At 52.9% G+C, this 25,186-nt stretch carries 23 protein-coding genes and 1 tRNA gene; 15 read left to right on the top strand and 9 right to left on the bottom strand.

Annotated features, from left to right (window positions below):
• The first annotated feature begins 41 nt into the window (after positions 1-41).
• The 10 genes from Q4501_RS02035 to Q4501_RS01990 all read left to right on the top strand — a co-directional run bounded on the left by Q4501_RS02035 (position 42) and on the right by Q4501_RS01990 (position 11,282).
• The gene (locus tag Q4501_RS02035; protein ID WP_303593732.1) at positions 42-1,025 is read left to right on the top strand and encodes a TAXI family TRAP transporter solute-binding subunit; all 984 of its coding nucleotides are present in this window, start codon (positions 42-44) and stop codon (positions 1,023-1,025) included.
• Between the two features lie 82 nt (positions 1,026-1,107).
• Positions 1,108-3,717, top strand: a complete 2,610-nt coding sequence (locus Q4501_RS02030; RefSeq protein WP_303593731.1) for a TRAP transporter permease — start codon at positions 1,108-1,110, stop codon at positions 3,715-3,717.
• 167 nt (positions 3,718-3,884) lie between these two features.
• Positions 3,885-5,810 (top strand): threonine--tRNA ligase, encoded by a 1,926-nt coding sequence (gene thrS / locus Q4501_RS02025; protein ID WP_303593730.1) that lies wholly within the window; start codon positions 3,885-3,887, stop codon positions 5,808-5,810.
• Positions 5,807-6,352 (top strand): translation initiation factor IF-3, encoded by a 546-nt coding sequence (infC, locus tag Q4501_RS02020; RefSeq protein ID WP_096783168.1) that lies wholly within the window; start codon positions 5,807-5,809, stop codon positions 6,350-6,352. Before thrS ends, infC begins: the two co-directional genes overlap by 4 nt.
• 95 nt (positions 6,353-6,447) lie before the next feature.
• Complete coding sequence (gene rpmI / locus Q4501_RS02015; RefSeq protein WP_303593725.1) at positions 6,448-6,639, top strand: 50S ribosomal protein L35; 192 nt, start codon at positions 6,448-6,450, stop codon at positions 6,637-6,639.
• 45 nt (positions 6,640-6,684) lie between these two features.
• Complete coding sequence (gene rplT / locus Q4501_RS02010; RefSeq protein ID WP_106765605.1) at positions 6,685-7,038, top strand: 50S ribosomal protein L20; 354 nt, start codon at positions 6,685-6,687, stop codon at positions 7,036-7,038.
• Between the two features lie 160 nt (positions 7,039-7,198).
• Positions 7,199-8,197, top strand: a complete 999-nt coding sequence (gene pheS, locus Q4501_RS02005) for a phenylalanine--tRNA ligase subunit alpha (RefSeq protein ID WP_303593723.1) — start codon at positions 7,199-7,201, stop codon at positions 8,195-8,197.
• A 60-nt stretch (positions 8,198-8,257) separates the two neighbouring features.
• The gene (gene pheT, locus Q4501_RS02000; RefSeq protein ID WP_303593721.1) at positions 8,258-10,630 is read left to right on the top strand and encodes a phenylalanine--tRNA ligase subunit beta; all 2,373 of its coding nucleotides are present in this window, start codon (positions 8,258-8,260) and stop codon (positions 10,628-10,630) included.
• 3 nt (positions 10,631-10,633) lie between these two features.
• Positions 10,634-10,936: an integration host factor subunit alpha gene (gene ihfA, locus Q4501_RS01995; RefSeq protein WP_071264800.1), complete on the top strand. Its 303-nt coding sequence runs from the start codon at positions 10,634-10,636 to the stop codon at positions 10,934-10,936.
• Positions 10,917-11,282, top strand: a complete 366-nt coding sequence (locus Q4501_RS01990) for a MerR family transcriptional regulator (RefSeq protein WP_303593715.1) — start codon at positions 10,917-10,919, stop codon at positions 11,280-11,282. The genes ihfA and Q4501_RS01990 overlap by 20 nt, the downstream gene beginning before the upstream one ends.
• A gap of 68 nt (positions 11,283-11,350) precedes the next feature.
• Here the strand turns inward: Q4501_RS01990 and Q4501_RS01985 are convergent, their stop codons facing one another.
• On the bottom strand, positions 11,351-11,539 hold the full coding sequence (locus Q4501_RS01985) for a DUF2892 domain-containing protein (protein ID WP_100689467.1): 189 nt from the start codon (positions 11,537-11,539) through the stop codon (positions 11,351-11,353).
• A 116-nt stretch (positions 11,540-11,655) separates the two neighbouring features.
• On the opposite strand from Q4501_RS01985, the gene Q4501_RS01980 reads away from it, so the two are divergent.
• Positions 11,656-12,264 carry a Crp/Fnr family transcriptional regulator gene (locus Q4501_RS01980; RefSeq protein WP_303593711.1) on the top strand — a complete coding sequence of 203 codons (609 nt, stop codon included), beginning with the start codon at positions 11,656-11,658 and terminating at the stop codon, positions 12,262-12,264.
• 71 nt (positions 12,265-12,335) lie between these two features.
• Here the strand turns inward: Q4501_RS01980 and Q4501_RS01975 are convergent, their stop codons facing one another.
• From Q4501_RS01975 to cysP, 5 genes are all read right to left on the bottom strand, one after another.
• Entirely contained in the window at positions 12,336-13,766 is a 1,431-nt protein-coding gene (locus Q4501_RS01975) for an aldehyde dehydrogenase family protein (protein ID WP_303593709.1), read from the bottom strand.
• A 75-nt stretch (positions 13,767-13,841) separates the two neighbouring features.
• Positions 13,842-14,978 (bottom strand): sulfate/molybdate ABC transporter ATP-binding protein, encoded by a 1,137-nt coding sequence (locus Q4501_RS01970; protein ID WP_303593707.1) that lies wholly within the window; start codon positions 14,976-14,978, stop codon positions 13,842-13,844.
• Positions 14,978-15,847 (bottom strand): sulfate ABC transporter permease subunit CysW, encoded by an 870-nt coding sequence (cysW, locus tag Q4501_RS01965; RefSeq protein ID WP_303593706.1) that lies wholly within the window; start codon positions 15,845-15,847, stop codon positions 14,978-14,980. The genes Q4501_RS01970 and cysW overlap by 1 nt, the downstream gene beginning before the upstream one ends.
• Before the next feature lie 4 nt (positions 15,848-15,851).
• Entirely contained in the window at positions 15,852-16,733 is an 882-nt protein-coding gene (cysT, locus tag Q4501_RS01960) for a sulfate/thiosulfate ABC transporter permease CysT (RefSeq protein ID WP_303593704.1), read from the bottom strand.
• A 3-nt stretch (positions 16,734-16,736) separates the two neighbouring features.
• The gene (gene cysP / locus Q4501_RS01955) at positions 16,737-17,750 is read right to left on the bottom strand and encodes a thiosulfate ABC transporter substrate-binding protein CysP (protein WP_303593702.1); all 1,014 of its coding nucleotides are present in this window, start codon (positions 17,748-17,750) and stop codon (positions 16,737-16,739) included.
• A 213-nt stretch (positions 17,751-17,963) separates the two neighbouring features.
• On the opposite strand from cysP, the gene Q4501_RS01950 reads away from it, so the two are divergent.
• On the top strand, positions 17,964-18,659 hold the full coding sequence (locus Q4501_RS01950; protein WP_303593700.1) for a VWA domain-containing protein: 696 nt from the start codon (positions 17,964-17,966) through the stop codon (positions 18,657-18,659).
• Positions 18,660-18,705: 46 nt separating this feature from the next.
• Positions 18,706-19,434 (top strand): molecular chaperone DnaJ, encoded by a 729-nt coding sequence (locus Q4501_RS01945; protein WP_303593698.1) that lies wholly within the window; start codon positions 18,706-18,708, stop codon positions 19,432-19,434.
• Here the strand turns inward: Q4501_RS01945 and Q4501_RS01940 are convergent.
• Positions 19,431-20,516 (bottom strand): alpha/beta hydrolase, encoded by a 1,086-nt coding sequence (locus Q4501_RS01940; protein ID WP_303593697.1) that lies wholly within the window; start codon positions 20,514-20,516, stop codon positions 19,431-19,433. The genes Q4501_RS01945 and Q4501_RS01940 overlap by 4 nt on opposite strands.
• A gap of 163 nt (positions 20,517-20,679) precedes the next feature.
• Between Q4501_RS01940 and Q4501_RS01935 the strand changes: the two genes are divergently transcribed.
• On the top strand, positions 20,680-21,273 hold the full coding sequence (locus tag Q4501_RS01935; RefSeq protein WP_303593695.1) for a YceI family protein: 594 nt from the start codon (positions 20,680-20,682) through the stop codon (positions 21,271-21,273).
• Positions 21,274-21,408: 135 nt separating this feature from the next.
• On the opposite strand, the gene Q4501_RS01930 is transcribed toward Q4501_RS01935, so the two are convergent.
• Both Q4501_RS01930 and Q4501_RS01925 read right to left on the bottom strand, forming a co-directional pair.
• Positions 21,409-21,485 (bottom strand) — tRNA-Pro (locus tag Q4501_RS01930).
• Positions 21,486-21,634: 149 nt separating this feature from the next.
• Positions 21,635-23,278 (bottom strand): FMN-binding glutamate synthase family protein, encoded by a 1,644-nt coding sequence (locus tag Q4501_RS01925; protein WP_303593693.1) that lies wholly within the window; start codon positions 23,276-23,278, stop codon positions 21,635-21,637.
• Between the two features lie 270 nt (positions 23,279-23,548).
• Between Q4501_RS01925 and Q4501_RS01920 the strand changes: the two genes are divergently transcribed.
• Positions 23,549-25,138 carry a BCCT family transporter gene (locus Q4501_RS01920; protein ID WP_303593691.1) on the top strand — a complete coding sequence of 530 codons (1,590 nt, stop codon included), beginning with the start codon at positions 23,549-23,551 and terminating at the stop codon, positions 25,136-25,138.
• The last annotated feature ends 48 nt before the right edge of the window (positions 25,139-25,186 follow it).

Below are 25,186 nucleotides of genomic sequence, written 5' to 3'. Positions count from 1 at the left end.
CGGGCTGTCAAAGACAACGATGAAAATAAGGGATGATTCACATGACATTGAAACTAAAAGCCTCCGCATTTGCAGTTGCAGCGGCTGTCAGCCTGGGCGCTGCTTCTACCGCTGTTTCCGCGCAGGAGCAACGTTTCGTAACCATCGGAACCGGCGGCGTGACCGGAGTTTATTATCCGGCTGGTGGTGCGATTTGCCGTCTGGTCAATATGGACCGGAAAGAGCACGGCATTCGTTGCTCTGTTGAAAGTACCGGCGGTTCTGTATACAACCTGAATGCTATAGCACAGGGCGAGCTGGATCTGGCGGTTGCTCAGTCAGACTGGCAGTTCCATGCATACAATGGCAGCAGTCAGTTCAAGGATGATGGCCCCAACGAGAAACTGCGTGCTGTTTTCTCCATGCATCCGGAGCCGTTCACCGTAATTGCCAGCAAAGGTTCGGGCATCAAAAACTTTGAGGACCTGGAAGGTAAGCGTGTGTCTGTTGGTAACCCGGGTTCTGGCCAGCGCGCTACAGCAGAAGTGCTGATGGACGAAATGGGCTGGACCATGGACAAGTTCTCTCTGGCAGCGGAGCTAAAAGCCGCTGAGCAGTCCCAGGCACTTTGCGATGGTAACATCGATGCATTCTTCTACACCGTGGGACACCCTTCCGGTGCTATCAAGGAAGCTACCACCTCGTGCGACAGTGTTGTTGTAAGTGTCGAAAACGATGCTACAAAAACGCTGATCGAAGAGAATCCGTACTACCGTAAAGCGATCATTCCGGGTGGCATGTACCGCGGTAGCGACAATGACGTTGCAACCTTCGGTGTCGCGGCGACCTTCGTCTCATCGACCGATGTGCCGGATGACGTGGTGTATCAGGTAGTTCGTGCGGTGTTTGAAAACTTTGACAGCTTCAAACGCCTGCATCCTGCTTTCGCCAACCTGAAGAAAGAAGAGATGGTTTCTGATGCACTGAGCGCGCCACTGCACCCTGGCGCAGCCAAGTACTACAAAGAGGCCGGTCTGATCAAGTAAGCCTTATCCCAGCCGCTGGCGCACCCTCTGGGTGCCCCGCGGCCATTCCGTTTTCCCGATTCCTCTTTGACAGGACATTGCTATGACCGATAGCGAGCCGAGGGCCGGAGGTGCCATCGATAAACAGAACGTGGAACAATTCCTTCAAACCGAAACCGGGGGAAGGGCGGCCACAGGGACCGCCGCCATTATTCTGTTCACGGTGCCTTTGCTGTGGTCTCTTTTTCAGCTGTGGATAGCTTCACCACTGCCGTTTATTCTGGAGTTCGGAGTATTTAACTCCACCGAAGCTCGTTCTATCCACTTGGCGTTTGCCTCGTTTCTGGCGTTTTCTGCCTTCCCTATGTTCAAGGGCAGGCACACAGGTCACGTGCCTTTTTACGACTGGATACTTGCCCTTGGGGCGGCGTTCACCGCCTCTTACCTGTACGTTTTTTATGATCAGCTTGCTGCACGACCCGGTGCGCCTGAAACCCAGGATCTGGTTGTTGCCCTGTCTGGTCTGGTGTTTTTGCTGGAAGCGACTCGGCGCTCACTGGGTCTGCCGCTGGCGGTTGTCGCCACCGTGTTTATCATTTACGCCCTGGGCGGGCCTTTCATGCCTGATGTTATTGCCCACAAGGGTGCGAGTCTGAACAAACTGGCTTCACACCAGTGGCTGGGTACTGAAGGGGTTTTTGGTGTGGCTCTTGGTGTGTCCACCAGTTTCGTTTTCCTGTTTGTGTTGTTCGGAGCCTTGCTGGAGCGCGCCGGTGCCGGCAACTATTTTATAAAAGTGGCTTACGCCATGCTTGGCCACATGCGTGGCGGTCCCGCCAAGGCAGCGGTAGTTGCCAGTGGGCTTAGCGGTATCATTTCTGGCTCTTCCATAGCCAACGTTGTTACAACCGGCACCTTTACCATCCCTCTGATGAAGAAAGTAGGGTTCCCAGCCACAAAATCCGGTGCTGTGGAAGTGGCGGCTTCAACTAACGGCCAGCTGACACCGCCGATCATGGGGGCTGCAGCATTTCTCATGGTCGAGTATGTGGGTATTTCCTACCTCGAAGTAATCAAGCACGCCATTCTGCCGGCAATGATTTCCTACGTAGCGCTCATCTACATCGTGCACCTGGAAGCCTGCAAACTGAATATGAAAGGCGTTGAGCGGCTGAACAAACCTACTTTGGCTCAGCGCATGCTCGTCTGGGTCATGCTCTTGCTGGGGCTGAGCGTACTCTCGTTGGCGGTCTATTACGGCATAGGCTGGACGAAAGACCTGTTTGGCAATGCGGCCATGTGGGTGCTTACTCCATTGCTGGTCGCGATTTACGTTGCTCTCGTGGGTTATGGCTCGCGCTTCCCCGATCTGGAAGACGATGTCTCCGATGCGTTGATGGAAAAACTGCCTCCGGTGGGGCCAACGGTTAAAACCGGGCTGTACTTCCTGTTGCCTGTCGTGGTGCTAGTGTGGTGCCTGACGGTCGAGCGCTTTTCGCCGCAGCTGTCTGCGTTCTGGGCCACTGTATTTATGGTGTTTATCATCATTACCCAGCGGCCTTTGAAAGCATTTTTCAAAAACAGTGGTCATTACCTGGATGGTTTGAAGCAGGGCGGCTCAGACCTGATGCATTCGCTGGTCACTGGCGCGCGGAACATGGTGGGTATTGGTGTGGCCACTGCGACTGCTGGCATTGTGGTAGGCACTGTGACGCTCACCGGTATCGGTCTGGTGATGACTCAGTTTGTTGAATTCATCTCCGGGGGTAACCTCCTGTTGATGCTGGCGTTCACCGCTGTTATCAGCCTTATATTGGGCATGGGCTTGCCTACTACTGCGAACTACATCGTTGTGTCCACTCTGATGGCACCTGTTATCGTTACTCTCGGTGCCGAAAACGGGTTGCTGGTGCCGTTGATTGCCGTTCACCTCTTCGTATTTTACTTCGGTATATTGGCGGACGATACACCGCCAGTGGGGCTGGCGGCCTATGCAGCCGCAGCCATTTCGGGCGCCGATCCGATTCGAACGGGTATCCAGGGTTTCACCTACGACATACGTACCGCTATTTTGCCGTTTATGTTCATCTTCAATACTCAGTTGTTGTTGATCGGGCTTACCGGCTGGTTTGACCTGCTGGTTACGGTGTTCAGTGCGGTAACGGCCATGCTGGTGTTTTCTGCGGCGACTCAGGGATTTTGGTTTACCAAAACCCGCTGGTGGGAAACCATTGGGTTGCTGCTGATAACGTTCACGCTGTTTCGCCCAGGCTTCTGGTGGGATGAAATTTACCCGCCCACGAATGACCGCCCGGGTGTGGAGTTATTGCAACACGTGGATGAGGTGGCGGCAGATCAGCCCATCATTCTACAGGCGTCTGGAATGTCCCTGGCGGGTGATGATGTATCCAAGTACATGAAGCTTCCTTTGCCAGCAGGCGATACTCCGGAGGAGCGGTTGGCTGCTGCCGGGCTGGAAGTATCGGAGGCAGGAGAGGTAATGAATGTCGAGTTCGTCAACTTCGGTAGCGATGCGGAAAAAGCCGGGCTAAGCTTTGGTTGGACCATTGATACTGTGCAAGTAGCGAATCCCCGTCCGCCAAAAGAGTTGATGTTCATTCCGGCTTTGCTGTTACTGGGGCTGCTGGCTTTTGGGCAGCTGCGACGACGGGCCAGTGAGGGTGAGCGACCGGCGTTTGTTCCCTCACGGTAACCCAGTGAGCATCGCTTGAAGCCCTAAGCAAAACCCGGCATTAACCTGCCGGGTTTTTTTCTGTTAAACTTCCCGCCATTCTTGGCACCGCGGTTTGTATCGTGGCTGCCATTCACCCAAGTGATCTTTGGTATAGATCACCGCTGAGCAGCTCCCTGGAGACTCCCATGCCCGTAGTAACTCTGCCTGATGGCAGCCACCGCAGTTTTGCTGAACCCGTTAGCGTGCACGATGTAGCAGCCGACATTGGCGCCGGCCTGGCCAAGGCGGCATTGGCCGGAAAAGTTGATGGTAGTCTGGTCGATACCAGTCATATGATCGAACACGACGCTGAGTTAGCCATTATCACCGAGCGCGATGCAGACGGTCTTGAAGTTATCCGCCACTCCACCGCCCATCTGTTGGCGATGGCGGTAAAAGAGCTGTTCCCGGAAGCCCAGGTTACGATCGGTCCGGTGGTGGATGACGGTTTTTACTACGACTTCAAATATGATCGCCCCTTCACTAACGAAGATTTGGCGCGTATTGAAAAGCGCATGGCGGAGTTGGCCAAGCAGGACATTCCAGTGTCCCGTTCTGTGCTGTCCCGCAGCGAAGCCGTCCAGCTGTTCACCGAGATGGGTGAGGAATACAAAGTTCGCATTATAGAAGACATCCCCGGTGAGGAAGATCTGTCGTTCTATCGCCAGGGTGACTTTATTGACCTCTGCCGTGGTCCACACGTGCCCAGCACAGGGAAAATGAAAGCCTTCAAACTTACCAAAGTGGCTGGTGCGTACTGGCGTGGCGATACCGGAAACGAGCAATTGCAGCGTGTGTACGGTACAGCCTGGGCTAATAAAAAAGATCTGAAAGCTTACTTGCACCGGATTGAAGAAGCCGAAAAGCGTGACCACCGCAAAGTCGGCAAGAAACTCGGCCTCTTCCATATGCAGGAAGAAGCTCCGGGTATGGTGTTCTGGCATCCGGCGGGCTGGACCATTTATCAGCAAATGGAACAGTACATGCGCGATATCCTGCACCGGCACGAGTATCAGGAAATAAAAACTCCGCAGATCGTGTCCCGCACACTTTGGGAAAAATCCGGCCACTGGGATAAGTTCAAAGAAGGCATGTTCACCACCGAGTCGGAAAAACACGACTTCGCTATCAAGCCCATGAACTGCCCATGCCACATTCAGGTGTTCAACCAGGGTCTGAAAAGCTACAAAGACCTGCCCCTGCGCCTGGCCGAGTTTGGCTCTTGCCACCGCAATGAAGCTTCCGGTGCGTTGCATGGTTTGATGCGGGTGCGCGGCTTTACCCAGGATGATGCTCACATCTTCTGTGAAGAAGACGCCATCCAGCACGAGGTGTCGAAGTTCATTGATTTGCTGCATGAGGTTTACAAGGACTTCGGCTTCACCGAGATTCTGTACAAGCTGTCCACCCGCCCGGAAAAGCGTGTGGGTTCTGACGAAGTTTGGGACAAATCCGAAGCTGCACTGGAAGAAGCCCTGAATCGCGAAGGCGTAGATTGGGAGCTGTTACCGGGCGAAGGTGCTTTCTATGGCCCGAAAATCGAATTTTCTCTTAAGGATTGTATTGGCCGGGTGTGGCAGTGTGGCACTATTCAGGTGGATTTCTCCATGCCTGGGCGCCTCGGAGCACAATACGTTGCTGACAACTCCGAGCGAAAAACGCCGGTTATGCTGCATCGCGCTGTACTTGGTTCGTTCGAAAGGTTTATTGGTATACTGATCGAAGAGTACGAGGGTGCGTTTCCGACCTGGCTTGCTCCGACGCAGGTCGCAATTCTCAATATCACCGATAATCAGCGTGAATATTGTGAGAATTTGGCGAAAAAGTTCGATTCTTTGGGGTTCAGGGTTAATGCTGACTTGAGAAACGAGAAGATCGGCTTTAAAATCCGCGAGCATACTATTAACAAAGTTCCTTATCTTGTCGTTGTCGGCGATAAAGAAGTCGAGAACAATGCCGTTGCGGTGAGAACCCGCAAAGGTGAAGATTTGGGAACTCTATCGCTCGAAGCGTTCGAGCAGCTTCTGCAGGAAGATGTTGAACGCAAGAGCAGAATCAAGACGGAGATTTGACTATTAAACAGCGAACGAATCGGGGTGGGCGTACTCCAAAGGCGCCGATCAATGAGAATATTGATGCAACTGAAGTCCGCCTGATCGATGCCGAAGGCAATCAGGTAGGTGTAGTTCCGATCGAAGACGCCCTCAAGATGGCAGAGGAGGCGACACTGGATCTGGTACAGGTTACAGATTCCGATCCGATCGTCTGTAAGATAATGGATTATGGCAAAAAGGTCTTCGACGAGAAGAAAGCGAAGGCCGCTGCCAAGAAAAAGCAGAAACAGACGCAAGTCAAAGAGCTTAAGTTCCGACCAGGAACTGAAGAAGGGGATTATCAGGTAAAACTACGCAACCTGGTACGTTTCCTTGAAGGCGGGGACCGCGGCAAAATCACTATCCGCTTCCGTGGCCGTGAGATGGCACACCAAGAAATCGGTATGAAGCTCATGGAACGCATTGAAGCAGATATTGAGGCGCTGGCTCAGGTAGAAATGCGGCCAAAAATGGAAGGCCGCCAGATGACCATGATAGTGGCTCCCCGCAAAAAGAAGTGAATCTGATTCAATGATTCATCCCCTGCCAACGGCGGGGGATTTGTCGTTCAGGTTCATATATATGTATTTAAAAAAACAGAATGCGGAGTTTTAAAATGTCTAAGATGAAAACGAAAAGTGGAGCGGCCAAGCGGTTCAAAAAAACTGCTACCGGCTTCAAGCACAAGTCAGCCTTCACCAGTCACATCCTGACCAAGAAGACCCCCAAGCGTAAGCGTCAGCTGCGTGGTACTTCATTGGTTGCCAAATCTGATGTGGCTTCCGTAAAGCGTATGCTCCGTAAGTAAGGCAGCAATACACTCACAACGGTTTTAAGGTAGAAGGATTATAGTATGGCTCGTGTTAAACGTGGCGTGGTTGCACGTCGTCGTCACAAGAAGATTCTAAAGCAGGCCAAGGGTTACTACGGAGCTCGTAGCCGTGTATTCCGCGTTGCCAAGCAAGCGGTTATCAAAGCCGGTCAGTATGCATATCGCGACCGTCGTAACCGTAAGCGCGCCTTCCGCGCTCTGTGGATTGCCCGTATCAACGCTGGCGCTCGGGCTAACGGCCTGTCCTACAGCCGCTTGATTGCTGGCCTGAAAAAGGCAAACGTTGAAATCGATCGTAAGGTTCTGGCTGATCTGGCCATGAACGAGCAGCAGGCATTTTCAGCTGTGGTTGAGAAGGCAAAAGCATCTCTCTGATCGCTTAGCTCTTTCATCGATTACGAATCGAACCGGTGCCAGTCGCAGATTTTTAAGCGCGTAAAGGCATCGTTTAATAGGGGAAGGGCACGCTCTTCCCCTATTTTTGTTTCAAGATTTCAAATTTTGAAATCCTCACTTCTGGTTTGGAGCAGGGTCAATGGAAAACCTGGAGCAACTGGTTCAGGACGGCTTGGCGGCAGTAGAGAAAGCCGACAGTTTGCAGGCGCTTGATCACATTCGTGTGGAGTACCTAGGCAAGAAAGGCGCTATTACGCAACAGGCGAAAACGCTAGGTAAGCTCTCTGCAGAAGAGCGTCCCGCAGCCGGCCAGAAGATCAATGAGGCAAAAGGACAAGTCGAACAAGCGATTAATGCCCGACGCAGCGATCTCGAGCGAGTCGCCATTGAGCAGAAGCTCGCAGCTGAATCCATAGATGTGACCCTGCCTGGCCGTGGCCAGGATCTTGGTGGTCTGCACCCGGTAACCCGAACCCTCCAACGCATTGAGGAGTTCTTCGCCAGGGCTGGCTACACCGTGGAGCAGGGGCCTGAAATCGAAGACGACTATCATAACTTCGAAGCCCTCAACATTCCTGGCCACCATCCTGCCCGGGCAATGCACGATACCTTTTATTTCAATCCCGGTACTTTGCTGCGTACTCACACCTCTCCAGTGCAGATTCGTACCATGGAAGCCGGGAAGCCCCCATTTCGCATGATATGCCCGGGCCGGGTGTATCGCTGTGATTCGGATATGACCCATACCCCCATGTTTCACCAGATTGAGGGATTGCTGGTTGAAAAGAATGTCAGTTTTGCTGATCTGAAAAGTACGGTTGAAGAGTTCCTGCGGGTGTTTTTTGAGCGTGATCTTCAGGTTCGTTTCCGACCGTCTTACTTCCCGTTCACTGAACCCTCTGCGGAGGTAGATATTGAGTGGGGGCGGGAAGCCGATGGCAGCATCAAGTGGCTGGAAATCATGGGTTGCGGCATGGTGCACCCAAAGGTGTTCGGTTACTGCGGTATTGATGCCGAAGAATATCGCGGCTTTGCATTCGGTATGGGTGTAGAGCGTTTGGCAATGCTCCGTTATGGCGTAAATGACCTGCGTATGTTCTTCGAGAACGACCTGCGCTTTTTACGCCAATTCCGTTAATACGGCGCTTTACGGCATTCAAATCAATATCCGAAACCGCATCAGAACAAGGCAATTACCATGAAATTCAGTGAGCAGTGGCTGCGCGAGTGGGTTAACCCGGAAATCAGCTCTCAGGAGCTGATGGATCAAATAACGATGGCAGGGTTGGAAGTCGATGGCTTCGAGCCGGTGGCCGGTAAGTTTCAGGGCGTGGTGGTCGGAGAGGTTCTGTCTGCAGAGCCTCACCCTGACGCTGACAAGCTGCGCGTATGCCAGGTTAGTGATGGGAGTCAGACCGTTCAGGTGGTGTGTGGTGCCCCGAATGTTCGCCAAGGCATAAAGGTGCCTTTTGCTGTGATTGGTGCGGTTCTGCCCGGCGATTTCAAGATCAAGAAGGCAAAACTTCGTGGTCAGCCATCTGAGGGTATGCTGTGTTCAGGATCCGAATTGGGGTTGTCTGAAGACCATGACGGCATTATGGAGTTGCCCGCTGATGCGCCGGTGGGGTCAGCATTAAGTGATTATCTCAAGCTGAACGATGTTGCCATTGATGTGGACTTGACGCCTAACCGCAGTGACTGCCTTTCTATCAAAGGTATTGCACGTGAAGTTGGTGTTTTGAACAGCTTGGTTCCTCAAGCGCCACAGATCGATCCGGTTGAAGCCGTCCACTCAGAGGTGCCGGATATACGAGTTGATGCTTCTGAGGGCTGTCCGCGTTACCTGGGTCGTATACTTCGCAATGTGAATCTACAGGCCGAGACACCCTTGTGGATGCAAGAAAAACTCCGGCGCTCCGGCATTCGATCCATTGATGCGGCCGTAGATGTAACCAACTTCGTGATGTTGGAGCAGGGCCAGCCCTTGCACGCGTTTGATCGCGAAGAAATAAACAAAGGTATTGTTGTGCGTATGGCACTACCGGCTGAGAAGCTGGTGCTGCTTGATGGTCAGGAAGTTGAGCTGACGGAACAAACGCTCGTTATTGCGGATCATGAGAAGCCTATAGCTATTGCTGGCATCATGGGTGGCGAGCACTCTGGTGTGAGCCCCAAGACCCGCGATCTGGTGCTGGAAGCGGCCTACTTTGATCCGATCACCCTCGCAGGCAAGGCTCGTTATTACGGCCTGCATACGGATGCATCGCACCGCTTCGAGCGTGGTGTTGACTATGAGCTTGCCCGTGATGCCATGGAGCGTGCAACCCGTCTGCTGATGGATATTGTAGGCGGCGAGCCTGGCGAGATTGTTGAAGTGGTCAGTGCTGATCATTTGCCGAAAGCCCGCACCATTGACCTTCGCTCACAGCGCCTGGCCGACGTTTTGGGCCTCGACATCGACCGCACCACCGTTGAAGAAATCTTGATCCGGCTTGGCTTGACCGTCGGCAAGTTGCTGAAGAACGGTTGGCGCATCAATGTCCCCAGCTTTCGCCCCGATATTTCAATCGAAGAAGATTTAATCGAAGAGGTGGGCCGAATCTACGGCTACAACAACCTGCCGGTTACCGAGCCGACGGGTTCCCTTGGTCTTAGAGTGAACGAAGAAGCCGTTCGCCCGGTTTCGGCAATACGTGATTACTTTGTCTCCCAGGGCTACCAGGAGGCGATTACTTATAGCTTTGTTGACCCCAAGGTGCAGGCGCAGATAGACCCTGAGCGTGAAGGCATTGCTCTGGCGAACCCGATCTCATCGGACTTGTCAGTGATGCGGACAAGTCTCTGGAGCGGCTTGCTGAAAACAGTTGCTCATAACCAGAATCGCCAGCAGCCGAGAATCCGTATGTTCGAGACGGGCTTGCGCTTTCTGCAGGATGGTCAGCGCATTGATCAGCAGCCTATGCTTGCGGGCGTGGTTGTTGGTTCCCAGAATCCCGAAAACTGGGTGAATGGTCGCAGAACAGCGGACTTTTTTGATGTAAAAGGTGAATTGGAGGGGTTGTTCAGTGTGCTGGGTATTCAAGTCGGATTTGTGAGTAGCCGTCACCCGGCCTTGCACCCGGGACAGACAGCTGAACTCCTGCGGGATGGTGAACACGTTGGGTGGTTAGGCACCTTGCACCCACAAGTTCAGAAAAATCTTGAACTTAATGGCACGATCCTGATGTTTGAGCTATCCTTGAATTCGATCATTACCGGATATGTGCCTAATTTCAAAGAAATTTCGAAATTCCCGGAAGTTCGCCGGGATCTGGCTATTATTATTGGTGGTGAAGTTGCGTTCGCCGACGTTGAGCGTGTAGCCCGAAAACACGCTGGTGAGCGCCTGACAGCGTTGCGTGCGTTTGATGTTTACGAAGGAGAGAGCATTGGCAAGGGTAACCGAAGCCTGGCTCTGAGTCTGTTCTGGCAACATCCTGAACGTACGTTGAATGAAGATGAGGTGCATTCGCTCTTTAACGGTGTCATTGACGCACTGAAGGAAGAGTTGGGGGCAACACTGAGGAGTTGAGAGATGGCGGCTTTGACGAAAGCGGAAATGGCAGAGCGCTTGTATGAGGAGTTGGGCCTGAACAAACGCGAAGCCAAGGAAATGGTAGAAGCTTTTTTCGATGAAATCAGGGGCGCACTCAGCCACAATGAACAGGTAAAACTGTCGGGTTTCGGTAATTTTGACTTGCGCGATAAAAAACAACGCCCAGGGCGGAACCCGAAAACCGGTGAAGAGATTCCGATAAGCGCACGACGTGTCGTTACGTTTCGCCCGGGACAGAAACTGAAACAGAAAGTAGAAGCGTATGTTGGAACCCAGTCATAACAACGAACTCCCTGCTATTCCCGGGAAGCGTTACTTTACGATCGGTGAAGTGGCAGATCTGTGTGCGGTAAAAGCCCACGTTCTGCGCTATTGGGAGCAAGAGTTCCCACAGCTATCGCCTGTAAAACGCAGGGGTAACCGCCGGTATTATCAGCGTGCGGATGTTATTACCATCCGGCAGATACGAAGCTTGCTGTATGAGCAGGGGTATACCATCGGTGGTGCCAAGCAGAAGCTTAGTAGCCATGAAGTGAAGGATGACACCACTCATTACAAGCAGCTTATCCGTCAGATGATCTCTGAACTGGAAGAGGTTCTGGACGCACTTAACGCGCCAGTAAAGTAACCAGCCTCCCAAACAAAGAAGCCGAAGCGATTCCCCGTCACTTCGGCTTTTTTGTGTCTGGCTGAATTCTACTGCTTTTTACAGGTTTTTATACCCAGCAGCGAATACGCAGGGCAGTTGCCCATCAGCGCGGTAGCCAGCGGCACAATGCCAATCCAACCCCAAGGTGTTTGAGGGCCGACAAACACCAGCGCCAGAAGTACAATGCCTACAATGGCACGAATGATCCGGTCTGCAGAACCCATATTAACGCTCATGATCCATTCTCCTGTGTTGGTATGAGGCTAGGGTTGTAACTTTAGCGCTCGTTGCAAAGCAGTTCAGTGATAAAGTCACACTGGTGGTATCAGTTTTAAAAGCCCAAGGAAGATATATGTTACACCACAGCATTCTGGAAACCCTGCCTCGGGAACTTCAAAAGGAAGCTCTTGAAAGGATTCAGGTTATGCGTTTCCCGGCCGGCAAGATTCTGTTCCGGGCCGGTGAGCATTGCCAGGGCCTACCACTGATGCTCAGTGGTGCGGTAAAAGTGCAGATGACCGGTGTTTCCGGAAACAGTATCGTGCTGTACCGCATGGGCGCCGATGACATTTGTACCTTGTCGATTGGCTGCCTGATGACAGGCTGTGGTTATCGGGCTGAGGCCTTTGTAGAGGAGGAATCCGAAGCCGCTATGGTGCCCAGGGGGCTATTCGACCGGCTGATGGACCAATCTGCTGCTTTTCGCCTGGGGATTATGGAGTCCTATGGGCGCAGACTCGATGACCTCATGTTGCTCGTCGAGGAGGTGGCTTTTCGCCGTATGGATGAGCGGCTTGAGGAATGGTTGGAGGCCCGGCGCAGCCCTATTCACATCACTCATCAAGAGCTTGCCGTCGAACTGGGAACCGCCAGGGAAGTTGTCAGCCGGTTATTGAAAGAGCTTGAGCGTAAGGACAGGGTGCAGTTGTCACGAGGCAGAATTGATGTGAAGGGCCTGTAAGGCAATCGCCCCGGAGATCCGCTCTGGAGCTCCGGGGCGATTGGTCAGCCTTTTGGTAACTGCGGTAAGCGTTACCAGTCAGTAACGGATTTAACCTCAAGGAACTCTTCCAGACCCCAGACACCGCCTTCGCGGCTGCCGTTACCGGACTGTTTCATACCGCCGAACGGAAAGCCGGCTGACCCGGATTTGCCGTTGATCTCGACCATCCCTGATCTGACCTGTCTGGCAACCCTGTGCGCCTTTTCTTTGTCGGATGTCTGGATGTAGTTGGTCAGCCCATAAAGTGTATCGTTGGCGAGCTCTATTGCCTCTTCTTCTGTTTCAAAAGGCGTGATAGCCAGAACCGGGCCGAAAATTTCTTCGCTCCAGATGGTCATGTCGGGCGTTACATCAGCGAAAACGGTTGGTTTAACGAAGTAACCTTTCTCGAACCCTTCTGGCCGACCTTCACCGCCCGCCACCAAGGTAGCACCTTCCTCTATGCCCTTTTTGATCAGCGCTTGAACCTTCAGGAACTGGGGCTCTGAAACCACTGGTCCGATATGCCGGCCTTCTTCGCCTGCAAGACCCACCTCGGTCTTGGCAGCAATCATCGTTGCGGTTTCAACGGCTTGCTTGTAAACGGACTTTTCCACCAGCATTCGCGTAGGTGCGTTGCACGACTGACCAGAGTTTGCAAAGCAGTGGCGTACACCACGGGTGACGGCTTTTTCGTCGGCGTCAGCGAAGATGATATTGGCGCCTTTGCCGCCCAATTCGAGGCCGATTCGTTTCATAGCGTCTGCGGCAGCAATGGTGATGGCCTTGCCTGCACGTGTGGACCCGGTAAAGCTGACCAGGTCGATATCCCGATGCTCGGACAGTTGCGAGCCAACGCCTGCGCCATCGCCGTTAACCAGGTTGAAAACGCCTTCCGGGAAGCCTGCGCTATCAATCATCTCAGCAAGCAACATGGCCGACAGGGGAGAGATCTCAGAGGGCTTGAGAACCACCGTGCAGCCTGCGGCAAGTGCTGGAGCGACCTTGAGCATTACCTGGTTCATCGGCCAGTTCCAGGGTGTGATCAATGCACAGATGCCTACGGCTTCGTGCAAAATGATGTTGTCCGGTGCGTGGTCGCCAAGGGGGTGCTCAAAGTTGAAAGACTTCAGTGCACGGATAGTGTTCTTCAGGTGTGCGGCACCTGCACCAACCTGTGCGCTTCTCGCAAGATCAATGGGGGCGCCCATTTCCTGACTGATGGTTTGCGCCATTTCTTCAGCGCGCGCCTTATAGGTTTCGAACAAGCGCTCCAACAGTTCAATACGTTGTTCTTTGGACGACGCCGACCAGGCAGGGAAAGCTTTTTTTGCAGCACTGACAGCCTTGTCCGTATCAGCCTGTGAGCCTAGAGTAATCGTAGAAAACCCTTTTTCGTCAGAAGGGTTTATCACCTCCAGGTGCTGGGTGCTTTCGGGGGTGATCCACTTCCCGTTAATGTAAAACTTGGTTGCATCCATCGTAGTTCAGCTCGTTATTTGGGAATTTGAGCCATGGTAACAGATTGAGAGATTATTGAGCCTGGGCACTGGCCTTCAGTTGATTAAGCGAACCCGTGGAGCCGATTCTGCTTCGGCCCAGTTGACGGTTTCTGGCTGCGTATCCTCACCAGTGAACAAATGCCCGATCTCTGGCACTGCGTAACGCAGATCTCCACGAGCAGGGCGTTGCTGGTTGAACTCGGCATGGCTGATGCCGACCTCCCAGATGTTATCCGAACCTGTGCTGTGCCAGCCTTCCGGGCGAAGCTCAATGCGCACTTCTGAGCCTATGAGGCTGACCGCTTCGATGCGTAATGGCAGGTTGGCATTGGCGGCAGGTGTTGTGGCCAAGCGTACTTCGTGGGGGCGCAGATACAGCTGCGCTTTGCCCTGATGCTTGATGCCAGGAACTGTTACCCAGGCGCTGCCAAGACTTAAGCGACTGTGTTTAACATCACCGGACAGAACGTTCACCTGTCCGAGGAAATCGAATACGAAGCGGCTATCGGGGCGGGCATAAAGTTCGGTAGGCTCGTTAACCTGTTCCACATTGCCCTGGCTCATAACCACCACCTGATCGGATAGCTCCAGAGCTTCTTCCTGGTCATGGGTTACGAAAATGCTGGTGAAATGGAATTCATCGTGCAGATTACGCAGCCAGCGCCGAAGGTCTTTTCGTACCTTGGCGTCAAGCGCACCGAAAGGTTCGTCCAGCAGAAGGATTTTTGGCCGCGTTGCAATAGAACGGGCAAGAGCGACACGCTGTTTCTGACCCCCGGAGAGCTGTGCGGGAAAACGCTGTGCCATATGCGGCAACTGGATCATTTCCAGCAGTTCACTGACGCGCCTCTTGATTTCAGCCTTGGGTGGACGCTGTTTGCGTGGCAATGAATCCAGGCCAAAGGCAATGTTCTGTGCAACCGTCATGTGTCGGAACAGGGCGTAATGCTGGAACACAAAGCCGATATTACGGTCACGCACGTGCACACCGGTCACATCTTTTCCTGAAAAACTGATCCGTCCACTATCGGCAGATTCCAGCCCGGCAATAATACGCAGCAGGGTGGTTTTACCGGAGCCCGAAGGCCCAAGCAAGGCAGTCAGTTTGCCTTCCGGAATATCGAGGGACACGTTATTCAGCGCCTGATAGCTCCCAAAACGCTTGTTGATACTATCTACGGTGATACTCATTATGCGGTCTCCTCTGTTTGCAGACGGTTCAGAGTTCTAGCCTGTCGCCACTCCACAAAACCTTTGGCTGCCAACGTAAAGACGGCAATGCCAGCCAGCAGGGAAGCGCTGGCAAAAGCGCCAACAATATTGTAATCCTGATACAGCAGCTCTACGTGCAGAGGAAGCGTGTTGGTTTGTCCGCGAATATTCCCGGATACCACCGACACAGCACCAAATTCACCCACCGCTCGCGCATTGGTGAGTACTACACCGTAAATCAGCGCCCATTTGATGTTAGGCAAAGTGATCGTGCGGAATATTCTCCAGCCCGACGCGCCCAGTACCACGCCGGCTTCCTCTTCCTCGCTACCCTGTTGTTGCATGAGGGGTATCAGCTCACGGGCTACGAACGGGCAGGTTACAAACACAGTGACCATCACAATGCCGGGCCATGAAAACATCAGCTGTACGTCGTAATCTGCCAGCCAACTGCCAACCCAACCGTTGCGACCGTAAAGCAGCAGATACAGGAGGCCGGCGACAACAGGGGATACTGCAAACGGGATATCGATCAGTGTGATCAGCAACTTGCGGCCAGGAAAACGAAAGCGCGTGACCAGCCACGCCAGCGCGGTGCCAAATATCAGGTTGAGAGGCACTGTGAGAGCGGCAACAAACAGCGTTAAACCAATCGCATGTAAGGTGTATTGGTCCAGCAGGTTATCGGCCAGAGTTCCCCAGCCAGCACCCAGAGCTTCGAAAAAAATGACCAACAACGGCATTATCAGCAAGGCAGTAGTGATGACTATGGCGGCGCCTATCAGCAACCACTTTATAAGCGGGCCATCGCCGACACGACGGTGCTGGGCTGAATGGGAGGTGCGCATGCAGCTAGCGTCCTTCTATGCGTTTGAGATAGCGGGCCTGCCACAGGGTAATGGCGAAAAGCATCACCAGCGACACCGCCAGGATCACTGAGGCAATGGCACTGGCGGCGGCGTAGTCGTATTCCTGCAGTCGGACAAAAATCATCAGGCTGGTTACTTCGCTTACGTAGGGCATGTTGCCGGCGATAAAAATAACCGCGCCGAACTCGCCAAGGCTGCGGGTAAACGACAGGGCCACACCGGTTAGTAGTGCCGGCCACAAAGCTGGGAAAATTACGCGACGGAATACGTGACCGTCACTGGCGCCCAGACTGACAGCCGCTTCTTCGTCTTCGGGTGCCAGCTCTTCCAGTACCGGCTGAACCGTGCGCACCACAAAGGGCAGGCTGGTGAAGGCCATGGCGACAACGATACCTACGGGTGTAAAAGCGATTTCAATGCCCAGTTTACTGAGCCATTGTCCGTACCAGCCATTGGCGGCAAACAGAGTGGCCAAGGTAATACCTGCAACCGCGGTAGGTAGCGCAAACGGCAAATCAACGACCGCATCAATCAATCGCTTGCCAGGAAAGTCGTAACGCACCAGCACCCAGGCCAGAAGCAATCCGAAGGCGCCGTTAAACAGAGATGCAGCGAGTGCTGCAAGGGCAGTGACTTTGTAGGAGGCGACCACCCGCGGATCGGTTATCACAAACCAGAACTGGTCGAAGCTCATGGCGGATACTTCCATCACTAATCCAGTGAGTGGCAGCATCAATATCAGGCTGATAAATAAAAGCGAAATACCGAGGCTCAAACCGAACCCCGGTAGTACCCGCTTGCTGCGGATTCCGCTCAGTGGCCAGCGCTGAGAGTTTAAAGCGCTGGCCTGTTTGGCCGTGGACATGAATTACCGCCGGCGTTGCAGTTGGTCAAGTTTGCCGCCACTGGAAAAGTGTTCTTTAGTGGCGTTTTCCCAGCTGCCCGCAATGGCATCAATGGGCAGCAGTTTTACCTCTGGAAAACGGTCTGCCGTTTCCTGTTTTACCGCCTCGTTGTGAACCCGGTAGTTGAACCCGGCCAGCAGGCGCTGGGCGTCTTCGCTGTACAGGTGTTCCAGATAGGCTTTTGCAAGATCCTCGGTTTTATTCTGCTGCACGTATTCGTCAATCCAGGTAACCGGGAATTCCGCCAGAAAGCTTACCTTCGGTGTTACAACTTCATATTCGCCATTGTCGTAACGGTCGGCCAGATTCAGTACTTCTGATTCGAATGTCAGAAGCACGTCGCCAATCTCACGCTCTATGAAAGTGGTGGTGGCGCCGCGCCCGCCGCTGTCAAAAACCTTCACATGACCCAGAAAGTCCTGCAAAAAGCTGTCTATTTTCTGCTGATCATCGCCAAAACGATCCTGGGCGTAACCTAATGCGGCAAGATAGGTATAGCGGCCGTTGCCTGAGGTTTTCGGGTTGGGCATAACCAGGTCGACATCTTCTTTAATCAAATCGTCCCAGTTTTGAATGTCTTTAGGGTTACCCTTGCGAACCAGAAACGCCATGGTGGAATAGTAGGGCGAGCTATTATTCGGCAAGCGCTCGGCCCAGTTCTCCGGAATCAGGCCGCCGCGAGAGTGCAGAATATTGATGTCGGTGACCTGATTGAAGGTAGCCACATCAGCTTTCAAACCTTGAATGATGGCTTGTGCCTGCTTTGAGGAACCAGCGTGGGACTGGCTGACTTCCAGCGTTTCACCGGTTTTTTCTTCCCAGTACTGATTAAAATGTACGTTGTAGGCAGCAAACAGTTCCCGGGCAATGTCATAAGAGGTGTTTAGCAGTTCGCGATCGGCCGATACCGCCGGTTGTGCGAAGAGTGACGCGCTGAGCGCAAGGCCGGTAACCAGGCCTTTGAATATACTTGGCATGACATTCCCCTGAAACAGATGTTGTGTTGGAGGGTAATTTATCAAAGCCAACATAAAACTGGAAAGAATATAAACTAATTAATTGCGTCTTTTTTGGAATAAGAGGTTACTCAGGTGAGAGTTGCGCATTGCATGGCTTGACCTGTGAATTGAGTAGTCTTTCCCCTAAGCTTGGATTAATACCCTGGCAGGGTGAAGCGGGTGGAAAAGCGTATGTCTGATAAAGAGCTCCGTACCAAGTCCGATAAGCAGTCTATCGATCAGTTTATCCAGCAGGTCCGCAAGCTGCCTCAGCAAGGTGGAGGGCAGGGTCGGCTGGTTTTCGCGCTGGATGCTACTGCCAGTCGCGGAGCTACCTGGGATCAGGCTTGTCACTTGCAAAGTGAGCTTTTCCTTGCGACCAAAGGTTTGGGCGGGCTCGCAATTCAGCTCTGCTACTACCGCGGTTTCAGGGAGTTCAAAGCCACAGGGTTTGTTAACGAGACTGGTCAACTGCTCAACCTGATGAACGGTGTTTCCTGCCTGGGCGGCCAAACCCAGATCTGCAGAGTGTTGGCGCATGCAAGGGAAGAGACACGCGCAAACGCGGTTAAGGCCGTTGTGTTTATCGGGGATTCTTGTGAAGAGCCTGTGGATGAGCTTTGCCATATTGCCGGAGAACTGGGCATGCTGCGAACCCCGGTGTTTATGTTCCATGAAGGTGCCGATGCTCATGCCAGAGCGGTGTTTCAGCAGGTGAGCAAACTGTCGGGAGGTGCCTATGCCCCTTTTGATCGTAACAGCCCGCAAGTACTTAAGGATCTTATGGCCGCTGTTGCGGTCTATGCTTCCGGGGGAGCCAAGGCCTTGCAGGACTATTCCAGCCGCAGCTCCCCGGAGGTGAAACGTTTGACCCAACAGATCAGATAGCGCTTGATTCAATCAACCGGTGGGCCAATTGGCCCGGAGTATCCGAGTGCCCCTTACGTTTCTGGTTATTATAGTAGTGGTTGTTGCGTGGGTCTGGCTACGTAATCAGCCGACCAGCCAACGAAAACCCGCCATTCTCAAGTTGGCGCTGATTGCCAGCGTTCTGATATTGGTTCTTCTGGCCGTTACCGGTCGCTTGAATATCTTGTTTGCCCTGTTGGTTTTCTTGTTCCCCCTGCTGCGGCGCGTGTTGCCGTCTCTGCTAATGGGTCGGATGCCGGGGTTGAGGGAGGGTGGAGCAAAGGCTAAACCCGGGAATCAATCCCATGTCTCCAGTGAAATCCTTGACATGACTCTGGATCACGACTCCGGAAACATGAGCGGGGAAGTGTTAAAGGGGCCTATGGCCGGGCGAGCTCTGGCAGATCTCGGTGAAACCGAATTTATTGGTTTACTGCAGTATTGTCGGGATCACGACGAGGACTCTGCGCGATTGCTGGAAACCTATCTGGATCGGCGTTTCGGTGACTCCTGGCGGGCTGACGATCCGGATGAAAACCACGGCGAGAGTGAAAGTGAGCGTGAAAAATCGGGCAGCGGTGGCGCCCTGAGCGAGAGCGATGCCCTTGATATTCTGGGGCTGGAAGCCGGTGCCAGCCGGGATGAGATCATTCAGGCCCATCGTCGGGTGATGCAGAAAATACACCCGGATCGTGGAGGCAGCAATTATCTGGCTGCCCGTGTTAATGAGGCCAAAGAGCGACTGTTGAGTTAAAGAGCTTTTGAACCCGTTTCCACTCGCTCCAGAAATTTCCCTATATGCTCGAACGCCTCTTCTGCCTCCGGTAATAGGGGCGTAAACAAATGCCACACATGAACCATGTCGGACCAGGTTTCTATTTCCACTGGTGAACCGGCTGCCCGCGCCTTTTCCGCATATTTTTGAGCGTTTTCCAGCAACAGCTCTGACTCGCTGACATGAATCAGGGTGGGCGGGAGATTGTGTAGGTTTCCTCGCAAGGGGGAGGCTATCGGACTCGTTGGCAATACCCGAAAGCCCATAACGGTTCCCCACCACAGCAATGGCAAAGGTATTCTCGCCAGCTTCTCAATGGTTGGCCCCAGCATGGCATCGGTTTTCAGATTGGCGCGTTTACCCAGCGATGTGAGCATAAGCTCGGTAGAAGGCGACAGGGCAATAGCAGCATTCGGTGGTTTCAGTCCCTGGTCTCTTATCCAGGCAGCAAGCCCCAGAGTGTGACTGCCGCCTGCAGAATCCCCGGCGACCACCACGAAATTGGCCGGTGCCATTTCGTCCGGGCCGTTCTCAAGTATCCAGCGGTAAGCCTCCTGGCAGTCGATAATACCGTCCAGATAGCGGTTTTCGGGCATTAGCCGGTAATCAAGGGCGAACACACTGGCCTTCGCCAATCTCGATAAACGGTCAGTGATAGCGCGGTGGCTTTTGGGGCTGCCGGCGATCCATGAACCGCCATGAATGTAGAGAATCCGACGGCTGGGGAGCGATCCCGGTGCAATTACCCACTCTCCCTTTGGTGCACCGTTTGCCGAGGGACGGATTTCCGAAACGAACGTCAGGTCATCGTTCATGGTATCCATGTAGTGTCGCAGAGCCCTGATTCGTGCCTGTCCACGAACGCCGTCAGTTACAGTGTGCATGCCCTTTACCTTCTCCAGCACTTGGCGGCGGGCTTCGGTTTGTTGCTGGAGACTGGTCGCTTCTTTTGTGCGTTCTTCCCCGTGTTTCCGACGAAGGAAAAACACTACCAAAGCCACCAGTGTGACCACTACCAGGCTAAACCACATCATGGCAAACCAGGCGATTCCGAAAATCATATGCGACCTCGCGTTGTTGGGGCTGCTCATTGATGAGCTGTAATGCATGTGCGGGAAAACTGGACTACTGTATTAAACATCACGGTTAAGTTTGTTTCTCAATTAAATCTTCGTGCGGCTTTCGCCGATGTTCAGATTAACAATGCAAACCGGAGATGACGTCATGCTGAATAAATTAATTTTACTCAGGTTTTTGGTGGCAGTGCTTGGCCTGATGTCTTTGAGTGCCCATGCTGGTTGGGCGCTCGACTCGGAGAGGTCGTCACTGCACTTCGTATCAATCAAGAACGGTACAACGGCAGAAGTACATAACTTTGCGGAGCTCAAAGGAACGGTTGGGGACGATGGAAAGGTGAATCTGGATGTTTACCTGGATAGCGTCGATACCAATATTGCTATCCGCGACGAGCGCATGCGAGAGATGCTGTTCGAGATCGAAAAAATGCCAACGGCAACAGTAACGGCTCAGATTGATGTCGCGTCCATCCAGCAAATGTCGGAAGGTTCGATTGGAAGCAAAGATGTCCGCCTGACTCTGTCTCTCCATGGTCAGGAGCAGGGTTTCGATACTGTCATGAAAATCATCAAGCTGGCGGATGGCGGTGTTGCTGTTAGCACAGAAGAACCGCTGCTGGTTGAGGCAAAGGCCTTTGACTTGGCTGAGGGTGTTGAGGCCCTGCGCGAAATTGCGGGGCTGTCGTCCATTGCCATCGCCGTCCCTGTGACAGTTAATCTGGTTTTCCAGGTTGCGGACTAAAATGTAGGGATAATCAGGAACTCATGAAACGCTACAAGCCTCGACCAGTCCTTCGAAGAAAGGTCTGATGAGAGGGGCTCTGGCCAAAAACGCAAAAAGGGCACATCCGAAGATGTGCCCTTTTTGCGTTGAATATGGTCGGGACGGTAGGATTTGAACCTACGACCCCTTGCACCCCATGCAAGTGCGCTACCAAGCTGCGCTACGCCCCGATTCGCTAACTACTGCCTTTTCAAAGCCGTGCTTTTGATGGCGTGTGCCGGTGAGACTTAAAGAGGAATCTCAGTGGCTTAGCGGGAGCGAAGTCTACACCAGCCAGAAATAAAAATAAACAGGATTTGTGGGTTTCGCGCTCATATTCCTATCGGAGTTTGGTTTCCCTGAGTTGCTGAACGAACTCTGGTGGATCAAAGCTGTCCGGCTTCGATTCTGCCCAGTATTTATCGAATACAGTGAGGCCGGTTTTTCCTTCAAGCAAGGAGCCGGGTGCCAGGAAAGGGAACAGGTCCAGGTAGGCATGAACCTCCGTTTTTGAAACGCGGCGCATAATATGTTCAGGTCCGAGTTCTGACGGGTGGCGCAAGCCGGACGCTTCCAGCAGGTTTTGCAGGGCATCCAGGGTGTTTTTGTGGAAGTTATATACTCTCTGGCTTTTGTCTTCCACGTCCAGTTTACTGCTTCTACTGGGATCCTGCGTCGCAACACCGCTGGGGCAGAGGCCAGTATGACAATTCAGGGCCTGGATGCAGCCCAGCGAAAACATGTAGCCACGGGCCGCGTTACACCAGTCAGCGCCCAGCGCCAGTGTACGCGCAATGTTAAAGGCGGAGGTGACTTTTCCGGCAGCGCCAATGGCTATGTCTTCTCTGAGATTAGTGCCCACCAGAGTGTTGTGGACAAGCAGTAATGCCTCAGTCATTGGCGTGCCAATGCGATTGATAAACTCCAGTGGCGCTGCGCCAGTGCCGCCTTCACCGCCATCGACAACGATGAAGTCGGGCTTGCGCCCTGTTTCCAGCATTGCTTTCACTATGGCAAACCATTCCCAGGGGTGGCCGATAGCCAGCTTGAAGCCTACGGGCTTGCCTCCGGACAGCTCTCTTAGCTGGTCGATAAACTCAAGCATTTCGATTGGCGTGGAAAAGGCGGAGTGTAGAGCGGGGGAGATGCAATCCTCACCAATGGATACACCACGGGCTTCGGCAATTTCAGGGGTGACTTTTGCGCCAGGAAGGATGCCACCATGGCCCGGTTTTGCGCCTTGAGATAGTTTGAGCTCTATCATTTTTACCTGATCGAGGGTGGCATTTTCCGTAAATCGCTCAGGGCTGAAGGATCCGTCTTTATTCCTGCAGCCAAAGTAGCCTGAACCGATTTCCCAAACCAGGTCGCCCCCGGGTTGCCTGTGGTAGCGGGAAATCGAGCCTTCGCCCGTATCGTGATAGAAGCCACCCTTATTGGCGCCAGTATTCAGGCTTAGAATTGCATTGGCTGAAAGAGAGCCAAAGCTCATGGCAGAGATATTGAAAACACTGGCACTGTAAGGCTTGGCGCAGCGCGATCCGATTTGCACCCGAAAGTTGCTGCCTTGAATTTTTGTTGGCTTCAGGGAGTGGTTTATCCACTCGAACCCTTCTTCATACATTCCCAGTTGGGAGCCAAACGGGCGTTTGTCCAGAATGTTTTTTGCGCGCTGGTAAATGATGGTGCGTTGTTCCCGGGAGAAAGGACGTTCTTCCGTGTCTGATTGAATGAAGTACTGCCGGATTTCCGGCCCTACGGACTCAAACAGATAACGGAAGTGCACCATGATCGGATAGTTTCTGCTGACCGTGTGCTTTTTCTGAAGCACGTCGTAGGTGCCAAGGATGGCCAATGCACCGAATATACCTGCGAACAGGTAGCTAGTCTCAAAATATGGGGTCAGAACCAGCGATACAAGAAAGCCTGTAATGCTGATGATATAGGCCGAGTAGCGCAACGGGAAAGTAGTTGTTTTCTCCATGAATATTTCGCCTGGCTCCGTGGGTGCGTTGGATGAGTTGCTTCTTGATATGGCCGCCTAGTATAGCCATCCGGCTCTAAACTTATATTCGATTGACGAGACTTTTCGCTGGTGGCTTATCAGCTTTGGTCTATGCTGCGTTTGGGTGTACCGGAAAGCGACTGTTTTGATGTTTTGAGCTCAAAACATTATTATGGCGCGCCTGTAATGTTCGAATCCAGATTTTTAATCGTATCTGGTACTAAATCCAGAACCAGGAGGCGCCAAAACGTGGGCGACGTAATTAAAGACGAATATCAAACGGATTACGTAGCCGGTCAGGACAATATCAATCCGTTCGGGCTGGATCTACATGCTCCGGTATTTCCGATCACCGCCATACTGGTGGTCGTTTTTGTTATAGGAACGCTGATGTTCCCGGAGGCGGCTAAAGAATTGTTGGACGGCGCCAAACTGGACATTATTGCAACCTTTGACTGGTTTTTCCTGCTCAGCGCCAACATTTTCGTGCTGGTTTGCCTGGCGCTGATCGTTATGCCGGTGGGTAAGATCCGCCTCGGTGGTATGGATGCCAAACCCGAGTTTTCCACGCTGTCCTGGTTCGCGATGCTTTTCGCAGCGGGCATGGGTATCGGCCTGATGTTCTGGGCAGTTGCAGAGCCTGTGGCCTACTACACCGGATGGTTCGGGACGCCTTTTGATGTGGCAGCCAATAGTCCTGAAGCTCGTGATCTCGCCATGGGTGCGACCATGTACCATTGGGGCCTCCACCCCTGGGCGGTTTACTCTATTGTTGCGCTTTCGTTAGCGTTTTTCTCATTCAATAAGGGTATGCCCCTGACGATTCGTTCTGCCTTTTTCCCTTTGCTGAAGGACAAGGTATGGGGCTGGCCGGGCCATATTATTGATATTCTGGCGGTGGTTGCCACAATTTTTGGTCTTGCAACCTCTCTTGGTTTCGGCGCCCAACAAGCCGCTTCTGGCCTGAATTACCTGTTCGATACCGGTTCTGGTATCAACATACAGATGGCTATCATCGTTGGTGTCACGGCTGTTGCGCTTATGTCTGTGCTCCGGGGCCTTGACGGCGGGGTGAAGATTCTGAGTAATATCAACATGTCACTGGCTGGCATCTTGCTCTTTTTCATCATTTTTGCCGGCCCGACCATGAGTATTCTGGAAACGCTTTGGGTTACGGCATCCAGCTACGTAACAAATATTGTGTCTTTCAGTAATCCATTTGGTCGTGATGACGAAGCCTGGATGCGTGGTTGGACCGTGTTCTACTGGGCCTGGTGGATTTCCTGGTCGCCATTCGTGGGTATGTTCATCGCTCGAGTATCCAAAGGCCGGACCGTTCGCGAGTTCGTAACTGCGGTACTGATTATTCCGACTGTGATCACATCGATCTGGATGAGTTCATTTGGTGGTTCGGCGCTTGAGCAGATTGACCAAGGTATTGGTGCGCTTGCCGAAAACGGTATCACCGAGGTTTCGCTGGCTACGTTCCAGATGTTTGCAAACTTGCCCTTTACCGGCATTCTGTCATTCATAGGCATTATATTGGTGCTCGTGTTCTTTATAACTTCTTCGGACTCCGGCTCACTGGTTATAGATAGCATAACCGCCGGTGGTAAAACGGACGCGCCTACAGCGCAACGTGTGTTCTGGGTTGTTATGGAAGGCGCGATCGCTGCCGCACTGATCTTTGGCGGCGGTGCCGATGCTCTGGGCGCTATTCAGGCCACGGCAGTCAGTGCCGGCCTGCCGTTTACGCTGATTCTGTTGATTATGACCTGGGGCTTGCTGAAAGGCCTCACTCATGAGCGTAAGCTGTTAATCGCTAAAGGCGAGTTGTAATGGCTGGCTGAGATAAAAACAGTCGCGAAAAAAACCGGAGCCTGCGAG

The organism is Marinobacter sp. 2_MG-2023 (genome assembly GCF_030546935.1).
Taxonomy (GTDB): domain Bacteria; phylum Pseudomonadota; class Gammaproteobacteria; order Pseudomonadales; family Oleiphilaceae; genus Marinobacter.
The sequence above is the reverse complement of the archived record's forward strand: the minus strand, read 5'-3'. Positions and strand labels throughout refer to the sequence as shown.

Bases quoted from the DNA above. Each gene is read 5' to 3' on its own strand.
- Q4501_RS02035 (WP_303593732.1), top strand. From the start codon at position 42: ATGACATTGAAACTAAAAGCCTCCGCATTTGCAGTTGCAGCGGCTGTC.
- Q4501_RS02030 (WP_303593731.1), top strand. From the start codon at position 1,108: ATGACCGATAGCGAGCCGAGGGCCGGAGGTGCCATCGATAAACAGAAC.
- thrS (WP_303593730.1), top strand. From the start codon at position 3,885: ATGCCCGTAGTAACTCTGCCTGATGGCAGCCACCGCAGTTTTGCTGAA.
- rpmI (WP_303593725.1), top strand. From the start codon at position 6,448: ATGTCTAAGATGAAAACGAAAAGTGGAGCGGCCAAGCGGTTCAAAAAA.
- rplT (WP_106765605.1), top strand. From the start codon at position 6,685: ATGGCTCGTGTTAAACGTGGCGTGGTTGCACGTCGTCGTCACAAGAAG.
- pheS (WP_303593723.1), top strand. From the start codon at position 7,199: ATGGAAAACCTGGAGCAACTGGTTCAGGACGGCTTGGCGGCAGTAGAG.
- pheT (WP_303593721.1), top strand. From the start codon at position 8,258: ATGAAATTCAGTGAGCAGTGGCTGCGCGAGTGGGTTAACCCGGAAATC.
- ihfA (WP_071264800.1), top strand. From the start codon at position 10,634: ATGGCGGCTTTGACGAAAGCGGAAATGGCAGAGCGCTTGTATGAGGAG.
- Q4501_RS01990 (WP_303593715.1), top strand. From the start codon at position 10,917: ATGTTGGAACCCAGTCATAACAACGAACTCCCTGCTATTCCCGGGAAG.
- Q4501_RS01985 (WP_100689467.1), bottom strand. From the start codon at position 11,539: ATGAGCGTTAATATGGGTTCTGCAGACCGGATCATTCGTGCCATTGTA.
- Q4501_RS01980 (WP_303593711.1), top strand. From the start codon at position 11,656: ATGTTACACCACAGCATTCTGGAAACCCTGCCTCGGGAACTTCAAAAG.
- Q4501_RS01975 (WP_303593709.1), bottom strand. From the start codon at position 13,766: ATGGATGCAACCAAGTTTTACATTAACGGGAAGTGGATCACCCCCGAA.
- Q4501_RS01970 (WP_303593707.1), bottom strand. From the start codon at position 14,978: ATGAGTATCACCGTAGATAGTATCAACAAGCGTTTTGGGAGCTATCAG.
- cysW (WP_303593706.1), bottom strand. From the start codon at position 15,847: ATGCGCACCTCCCATTCAGCCCAGCACCGTCGTGTCGGCGATGGCCCG.
- cysT (WP_303593704.1), bottom strand. From the start codon at position 16,733: ATGTCCACGGCCAAACAGGCCAGCGCTTTAAACTCTCAGCGCTGGCCA.
- cysP (WP_303593702.1), bottom strand. From the start codon at position 17,750: ATGCCAAGTATATTCAAAGGCCTGGTTACCGGCCTTGCGCTCAGCGCG.
- Q4501_RS01950 (WP_303593700.1), top strand. From the start codon at position 17,964: ATGTCTGATAAAGAGCTCCGTACCAAGTCCGATAAGCAGTCTATCGAT.
- Q4501_RS01940 (WP_303593697.1), bottom strand. From the start codon at position 20,516: ATGATTTTCGGAATCGCCTGGTTTGCCATGATGTGGTTTAGCCTGGTA.
- Q4501_RS01935 (WP_303593695.1), top strand. From the start codon at position 20,680: ATGCTGAATAAATTAATTTTACTCAGGTTTTTGGTGGCAGTGCTTGGC.
- Q4501_RS01925 (WP_303593693.1), bottom strand. From the start codon at position 23,278: ATGGAGAAAACAACTACTTTCCCGTTGCGCTACTCGGCCTATATCATC.